Annotated in this window: 6 protein-coding genes; all 6 read left to right on the forward strand. The window is 32.2% G+C overall.

What is annotated here, in order from left to right:
* Positions 1 to 59: 59 nt before the first annotated feature.
* The 6 genes from L1S47_RS17785 to L1S47_RS17810 all read left to right on the forward strand — a co-directional run bounded on the left by L1S47_RS17785 (position 60) and on the right by L1S47_RS17810 (position 7,248).
* Positions 60 to 1,232: an NADP-dependent malic enzyme gene (locus L1S47_RS17785; protein WP_238885548.1), complete on the forward strand. Its 1,173-nt coding sequence runs from the start codon at positions 60 to 62 to the stop codon at positions 1,230 to 1,232.
* 37 nt (positions 1,233 to 1,269) lie between these two features.
* Positions 1,270 to 2,241 carry a 2-keto-3-deoxygluconate permease gene (locus L1S47_RS17790; RefSeq protein ID WP_238885559.1) on the forward strand — a complete coding sequence of 324 codons (972 nt, stop codon included), beginning with the start codon at positions 1,270 to 1,272 and terminating at the stop codon, positions 2,239 to 2,241.
* 199 nt (positions 2,242 to 2,440) lie between these two features.
* Entirely contained in the window at positions 2,441 to 4,045 is a 1,605-nt protein-coding gene (locus L1S47_RS17795; protein WP_238885562.1) for a sensor histidine kinase, read from the forward strand.
* On the forward strand, positions 4,042 to 4,716 hold the full coding sequence (locus tag L1S47_RS17800) for a response regulator (RefSeq protein ID WP_238885565.1): 675 nt from the start codon (positions 4,042 to 4,044) through the stop codon (positions 4,714 to 4,716). The genes L1S47_RS17795 and L1S47_RS17800 overlap by 4 nt, the downstream gene beginning before the upstream one ends.
* A gap of 133 nt (positions 4,717 to 4,849) precedes the next feature.
* A complete protein-coding gene (locus L1S47_RS17805; RefSeq protein ID WP_238885567.1) occupies positions 4,850 to 5,257 on the forward strand; it encodes a MarR family transcriptional regulator in 408 nt (135 codons plus the stop codon).
* A 98-nt stretch (positions 5,258 to 5,355) separates the two neighbouring features.
* A complete protein-coding gene (locus L1S47_RS17810; RefSeq protein ID WP_238885569.1) occupies positions 5,356 to 7,248 on the forward strand; it encodes an FUSC family protein in 1,893 nt (630 codons plus the stop codon).
* Positions 7,249 to 7,342: the final 94 nt, after the last annotated feature.

Genomic DNA, 7,342 nt, shown 5'->3' on the forward strand with positions numbered 1-7,342 from the left:
ATCTACTTGTAGCAAACGGTTACAAAGAAAATATTAAGATTGAGGGGAAGGTATTATAGATGAATTATTTTGAAGAAAGTTTAAAATTACATGAAGAGAATATAGGAAAAATAGAAGTAGTATCAAAAATGAAAGTAGAAACAAGAGAAGACTTATGCCTAGCATATACTCCTGGCGTAGCTGAACCTTGTAGAAAAATTCATGAGAATGAAGAAAACGTGTACAAGTATACAGCTAAGGGAAATTTAGTTGCAGTAGTAACAGATGGAACAGCAGTATTAGGTTTAGGAGATATAGGGCCTAAAGCAGGACTACCTGTTATGGAAGGAAAGGCAATTTTATTTAAAGAATTTGCAGGGGTTGATGCATTTCCAATATGTTTAGATACAAAGAATGTTGATGAAATAGTGAAAACTGTAAAGCTAATAGCACCAGGCTTTGGAGGAATTAATCTTGAGGATATTGGAGCTCCAAGATGTTTTGAAGTTGAAGAAAGATTAAAGAAAGAACTTGATATACCAGTATTTCACGATGATCAACATGGAACTGCAATAGTTGTTCTAGCTGGTATAATAAATGCCTTAAAAGTAGTTAATAAGAAGATTGAGGATGTAAAGGTAGTTGTAAATGGTGCAGGAGCAGCAGGAACTTCAATAGCTAAACTATTACTTTCTACTGGGGTAAAAAACTTAATTGCCTGTGATAAGGTTGGTATTCTTTACAGAGGAATAGAGAATGTGGATGATGCAAAGAAGGAACTTGCAAAGATAACAAATCCAGATAATATTCAAGGAAGCTTAAAAGATGCTTTAGTAGGTGCAGATGTATTTATAGGAGTTTCAGCTCCAGGAATTGTAACTGAAGAAATGGTACAAGCAATGAATAAGGATGCTATTTTATTTGCAATGGCTAACCCAACACCAGAGATAATGCCTGATTTAGCAAAAGCAGCTGGAGCAAAAGTTATTGGAACTGGAAGATCAGATTTCCCAAACCAAGTTAATAATGTGCTTGCTTTCCCAGGAATATTTAGAGGGGCATTAGATGTTAGGGCAAAGGAAATAAACGAAGAAATGAAAATAGCAGCTGCTTATGCAATAGCTAACTATATAAAAGATGAAGACTTAAATGAAAATAATGTAATTCCAAGTGCTTTAGATAAAAATGTAGCTATAAAAGTTGCGGAAGCAATTGCAAAAGCTGCAAAAGAAAGTGGAGTAGCAAGAATTTAGTGAATTCAAAAAAGATGAAATTTTAGGAGGTAATGTTATGCAAATTCCAATTAAGAAAACCCTTGATAAAATTCCTGGCGGTATGATGGTTGTTCCACTTTTCCTAGGAGTATTAGTAAATACATTTTTCCCACAGTTTTTAAAGATAGGTGGTTTTACAACTGCATTATTTAGTTCAAGCGCATCTTCACCAATATTGGCTTGCTTTATGTTTTTAATCGGTTCACAAATTCACTTTAAATTAGCACCAAAGGCATTAAAAAAAGGTGCACTTTTAATAACAGGAAAGTTTATAGTAGGTGCAGGTATTGGTATATTTGTAGGTAAAGTTTTTGGCCCTGCTGGAGTATTAGGCTTATCACCACTTGCAATCCTTGCAGCATTAACAAATTGTAATGGCGGACTATATGCATCTCTTGCTTCTCAATATGGTGACGAAACAGATGTAGGAGCTTACGCTTTACTATCGTTAAAAGATGGCCCATTCTTTACATTAGTTGCACTAGGAGCATCAGGACTTGCTCAAATTCCTTTCCAAGCACTTTTAGCTGTATTAATTCCAATAGTAATTGGTATGATTTTAGGAAATATTGATGGTGATATGAGAGCTTTCCTTGGAAGCAGTAAATTATTATTAATCCCATTTTTCTCATTCCCATTAGGCGCAGGAATGAATCTTGAAACAATTGTAAAAGCAGGAGGTCCTGGTATAATACTTGGAGTTATAGCTGCATTTACTGGAATAGGAGCTTATGTTTTACTAAAACTATTTAAAGAAGAACCTATAATAGGATTAGCAACAGGATCAACTGCAGGAAATGCAGTAGCTACACCAGCAGCAGTTGCAGCAGCAGATCCAACTTTAGCAGCTATAGCAACAATTGCTACAGCACAAGTTGCAGCAGCATGTGTAGTATCAGCTATCGTTTGTCCATTCATTGTTTCATTTGTCTTTAAACGTTTAAGAAATAGTAAAGCAAAAAAATTACAAAATGAAGTTGTTGCATAAATAAGTTAATAGTTAAAGGATAATACGTAGAAATTAATTATACACGGAAAAGTGGAAGACAATGATGAAAGAAGTGCATTATAATAGGATGTAGAAAATAATCCATTGTAATACTTCTGTCAGAATTCATGAACTTCTATACTTCCGTGTATTTTGGCTGTAAATTTGATGTCTCAATATTAAGGTTAGGGTGATGAATATGAAAAAAACGATGAAGCTGCAAACTAAGCTTACATTATTAATTATTTCAGTGGTTTTTATTCCTATAGCTATAATAATTTTCTTTGTAGCTTCATGGATGACTGGAAATATTGAAAGCAAGGCTAGAACTAATATTATGAATGTAGCTAAGATGGTAGCAAATTCAAAGGAAATAATAGATGAAGTTAAAGTTAAGGATCCAAATAGAAAAATTGGACCCTATATAGATATGCAGCTTAAGAATTTAGATCAGATTGAATATATAATAGTAGCTGATAAAGACGAGATTAGATATTCTCACCCAAACCCTGATATGATAGGTAAAAAGTTTGTGGGAGGAGATGAATATGGAGTAGTTTATAAGGGTGAAACATATATTTCTGAGGCTACCGGAACCTTGGGAAAAGCTTTGAGGGCTTTTACGCCTATATACGATTCTGAAAGTAAAAAGGAAATAGGTTTTGTTTCAGTAGGTACTCTTACTCAAAGCATTGAAACTGCAAAACGTAAAGCAATTATATATATAATGTTAATTGGTTTCGGTGCACTTGCTGTAGGAATAATAGGCGCATTCTTATTAGCCAATAATATTAAGAATATTTTAATGGGGCTAGAGCCTGAGGAGATAACAAAGCTTTATAACGAGAAGATGGGAATTTTATATGCTATTCACGAAGGGTTAATAGCTGTTGATAACATAGGTAGAATTACACTTATAAATGATTCAGCCTTAAAGATATTAAACTTTGAAGGGAAGATTAATAAAAATGAAATTATAGGTATGAATGTAGAAGAGGTTATTCCAAATACCCGTATGCTTAATGTAATAGAAACCGGTGAAACGGAATTTGAGAAAGAGCAGACGATAAATAATACAATAATAATGACTAATAGAATTCCTATAATGAAAAAAGGGAAGATAATAGGAGCAATTGCAAGCTTTAGGGACAAAACAGAAGTAACAAGAATGGCTGAAGAACTTACAGGTGTAAAAAAATTGGCTTGGTCATTAAGAGCTCAAAATCATGAATTCATGAATAAGCTTCATACCATTGCAGGACTAATTCAGCTTGAAGAGTATGAGGAAGTATTAGAGTTCATATCGGATATATCCAAGGTAAGAACCAACATAAGCAACATTTTAACAGAGAATATTAAGGAACCAGCATTGTCAGCTCTACTTTTATCGAAGTATAATAAAGCTGAAGAGAGTAGAGTTAAGTTAAAGATAGACGAAAATTCAAAACTAACTAAGCTACCAGAGAAAATGACTTCTGAGGAGATAGTATCACTTTTAGGAAACTTAATAGAAAATTCCTTAGATGAAGTAAAGAATGATGGGACTGGATTAATATATATCAAAATAATTGAAGATGAACACTTTTTAAATATAAATGTAAAAGATAATGGCGGTGGAATTCCATTAGAAGTTAGAGAAAAAATATACGAGCAAGGGTATTCTACAAAAGAAGGACAGCGTGGAAATGGAATGTATATTGTAAAGGAAATAATTGAAAGGTATGACGGCACCATAAGCTTAGAAGGTGATGAAGGCGTAAGCTGGGAGATTATAATACCTATGCATAAGGAGGGGAAAGCTTGATTCAAGTAATGATTGTTGAAGATGATCCTATGGTTAGAGAAATAAATTCTAAGTTTTTAAAAAGAGTAGAGGGATTTATCTTATATAAAGCTGTTTCTAATCTTGATGATGCTAAAAAATTTATATCTGTTAAAAAGCCAGATTTAATATTACTTGACGTATATCTTCCTAAAGAAAATGGTATAGATTTCTTGAAGTGGATAAGGGCACAAGAACTTGAGATAGATATAATATTAATAACTGCAGATAAAACCATTGAAAGAGTGCAGGAAGCTTTTAGATATGGAGTTGTAGACTATCTTATAAAGCCTTTTAGCTTTGAAAGATTTAAAGAATCACTTGCTCAATTTAAGGGAAGATACTATGAATTTAAGAAAAATGATGAAATAGAACAGGAAGAATTAGATAAATTAATCGCTAGTTCTAATACATCTCATAATGAAGATGATTATGCAAAAGGACTTAATAAATACACCTATAGAAGTATTTGGGAAGAAATTGAGAAAAGTAGTTATGAGGATTTTACAGCGGAGGGCCTAGCTGAAAAGTTAGGAATAGCAAGAGTAACAGTAAGAAGATATCTTGATTATATGGAAAAAGAAAATAAAGTAGAAAAACTTGTGGAATACGGAAAGGTGGGTAGACCCCAACATAAATATCATAGAATTTAACAGAACCTCGACAATACTTAGATGTGTTGCCGAGGTTTTTATAATTATTTTGAAAACTTGATTAACATTAATTTATACGATATAATTACCTAGGTAATTATTACTTAGGTAACTAATTGGAGGATGAAACAAAATGAATTTATTTGGTCATAAAGCAAATCAATTAGCTCGAAGTTTTACTAAGAAATTAAATGAAAAAATTTCTCCCCTTGGCTTATATTCTTCACAATGGGCCATTATTTTATATTTATATGAAAATAACCAGTGTACACAAATTGGGCTAAGTCAATATCTTTGCGTAGAAGCTCCAACAATCACTAGAACATTAGCTAGGATGGAAGAACTGGGATGGGTAATTCGAGAAGAAGGAAAAGATAAACGTGAAAGACTTATAAAGTTAACAGAAAAAGCCTATGAAATGTATCCAAAGTGGAAGAAAGCTTCAGACTCTATAGAAATAGAAGCTATAAAAGATATAGATAAAGATGAACTAGAGATTTTTAACAATATTTTAGAAAAGATGTTAAAGAACTTAGATTAGCTAATATATTAATATAGATTTCATGGCAGATACTAATTTGAGACATTTTAATTTTAATATTTAAACATAAGAAAAAATATAGTAAATAAGGAGCAAGCATGAAAAATATAATAAAACAAGCCTTTAAAATCAATAAAAATCCGTTTCCATGGCAAAAAGCAATAAGTGCAGCTATATGTGCTGGGGCTCCTGTAATAATTGGTCTATTGTTAGGTGAGCTGCATTTGGGACTAATGGCAGGACTAGGGAGTTTTTCATATCTATATGTTTTTAATCAACCCTATGCTCAACGTGCAAAAAGAATATTCTTTGTGGCAATTGGAATCAGTTTATCAGTTGGATTAGGCACCATAACAGCACCATATCCATTACTTGTTGTTTTAGTAGTTGGACTTATTGGTGCAACAGTAACCTTTATATTTGGTGTACTTAGAATACAAGGTCCAGCAGGAATATTTTTTGTACTATGCTTCGCAATGGCAACGGGGATGCCAGTTGATCCATCAGCAGCATCCATACGTACTTTAATAGTATTAATGAGTGGTCTTTTTGCATGGATAATAAGTATGGTAGGATGGTTTTTTAATCCACATGGACCTGAAATAAGAGCCGTGAAAGAGGTTTATTTAACTTTAGCAGCATTTAGTGACGCTATTGATAGTAAAGGTATTAATAATTTACTAAATCGTACTGTTACTGCCTTAAAGGAATCAGAAGAAACACTTTTAACTGGTTATATTTCATGGAAAAATTCATTCTTCTTTAATAGATTAGTTCTTTTAAATGAACAAGCTAATAAGTTATTCTTAGAAATGCTTGAATTACATTACAATAGAAATACTAAGCTACCAAAGGAATTTGGTGAAATGATAAGAAACTTATCTATGGGAATTGAATTAAAGGATGGAGAGAAGGTTAAGATAGCTCCACCCCCTCAGGAATTAGAACAGGAATATAGTAATTTTTTAGAGATAATTTATGATGCTGAGGCCATAATCAATATACCATTAACGTATATTGGACATGGAATCAAAATTTCAAAACCTTCATTAAAAATGAAATTTATTAAAGCCTTTGATAAAGATTCAATAGTATTTATTTACGCAGTTAGATATGGAATAGTTCTTTCATTATCAGCCTTGATAGCACATTGTTTTCAATTTTCTAGACCTTATTGGATTACATTATCATGTGCTTCTGTAATGTCGGGAGCAACTATAATGGCTACCTTTCATAGAGCAATTCAGCGTTCCATTGGTACTATTATTGGATTGATGATAGCTATTATTATATTAAGTTTACAGCCACAAGGTTATATGATAGTTATAATCAATATGTGTTTAACAGCAATTACAGAACTTTTTATTGTTAAAAATTATGCTGTAGCAGCATTGTTTATCACGCCAAATGCTTTGCTTATAGCAGAAAGTTCAACTCAAATTCATAACTTTACTTATTTTGCATCAGCACGTATTATGGATGTGATAATTGGGTCTATGATTGGATTAATTGGTACTTACCTTATTGGGCATCATTCAGCATCTAGTCGATTACGCAATTTAATGGTGAAATTAATACGTAGTCAGTCTAGAATGTTAGTTAGATTGACAACTAACAAAGACGGAAATAATAATGAAAATACAAACTGGATAAAAGAAAAAATGAATATTAATCTTGTGAACTTTCAGATGGCATATAATACTGCTTTAGGTGAAATACCAAATGATGAAAAGATGCTTGAAATGATGTGGCCAGCCTTTTTTTCCTTAGATCGTACTAGTTATTTACTTAACCAAAGTTATAAAGCAAAGGGATATATAAATTTATCAGATGAAGAGTTAGCACAATTATTGCTTGTATTTGAAACTATGGCAACAGCTATTGAGCAAAAACAATTGGTGCAGCCTAAAAAAATACATGCAATGGATGAAATATCGAAAATTTGCGATGAAATCAATATACTTCAGGAGTCCCTAAGTATAAAATATTAATCTTAAAAAGCACTATTTTCTTTTGATCTGACCCCAAAAAGTTAGACAATTTTAACTAAACAGCTATTGAGGATTGAATTCTGTATTGTACAGG

The organism is Clostridium sp. YIM B02551, from assembly GCF_022324735.1.
GTDB classification, from domain to species: Bacteria; Bacillota; Clostridia; order Clostridiales; family Clostridiaceae; genus Clostridium_T; species Clostridium_T paridis.

Coding starts and splice junctions, on each gene's coding strand:
- L1S47_RS17810 (WP_238885569.1), top strand. CDS start 5,356: ATGAAAAATATAATAAAACAAGCCTTTAAAATCAATAAAAATCCGTTT.
- L1S47_RS17795 (WP_238885562.1), top strand. CDS start 2,441: ATGAAAAAAACGATGAAGCTGCAAACTAAGCTTACATTATTAATTATT.
- L1S47_RS17785 (WP_238885548.1), top strand. CDS start 60: ATGAATTATTTTGAAGAAAGTTTAAAATTACATGAAGAGAATATAGGA.
- L1S47_RS17790 (WP_238885559.1), top strand. CDS start 1,270: ATGCAAATTCCAATTAAGAAAACCCTTGATAAAATTCCTGGCGGTATG.
- L1S47_RS17805 (WP_238885567.1), top strand. CDS start 4,850: ATGAATTTATTTGGTCATAAAGCAAATCAATTAGCTCGAAGTTTTACT.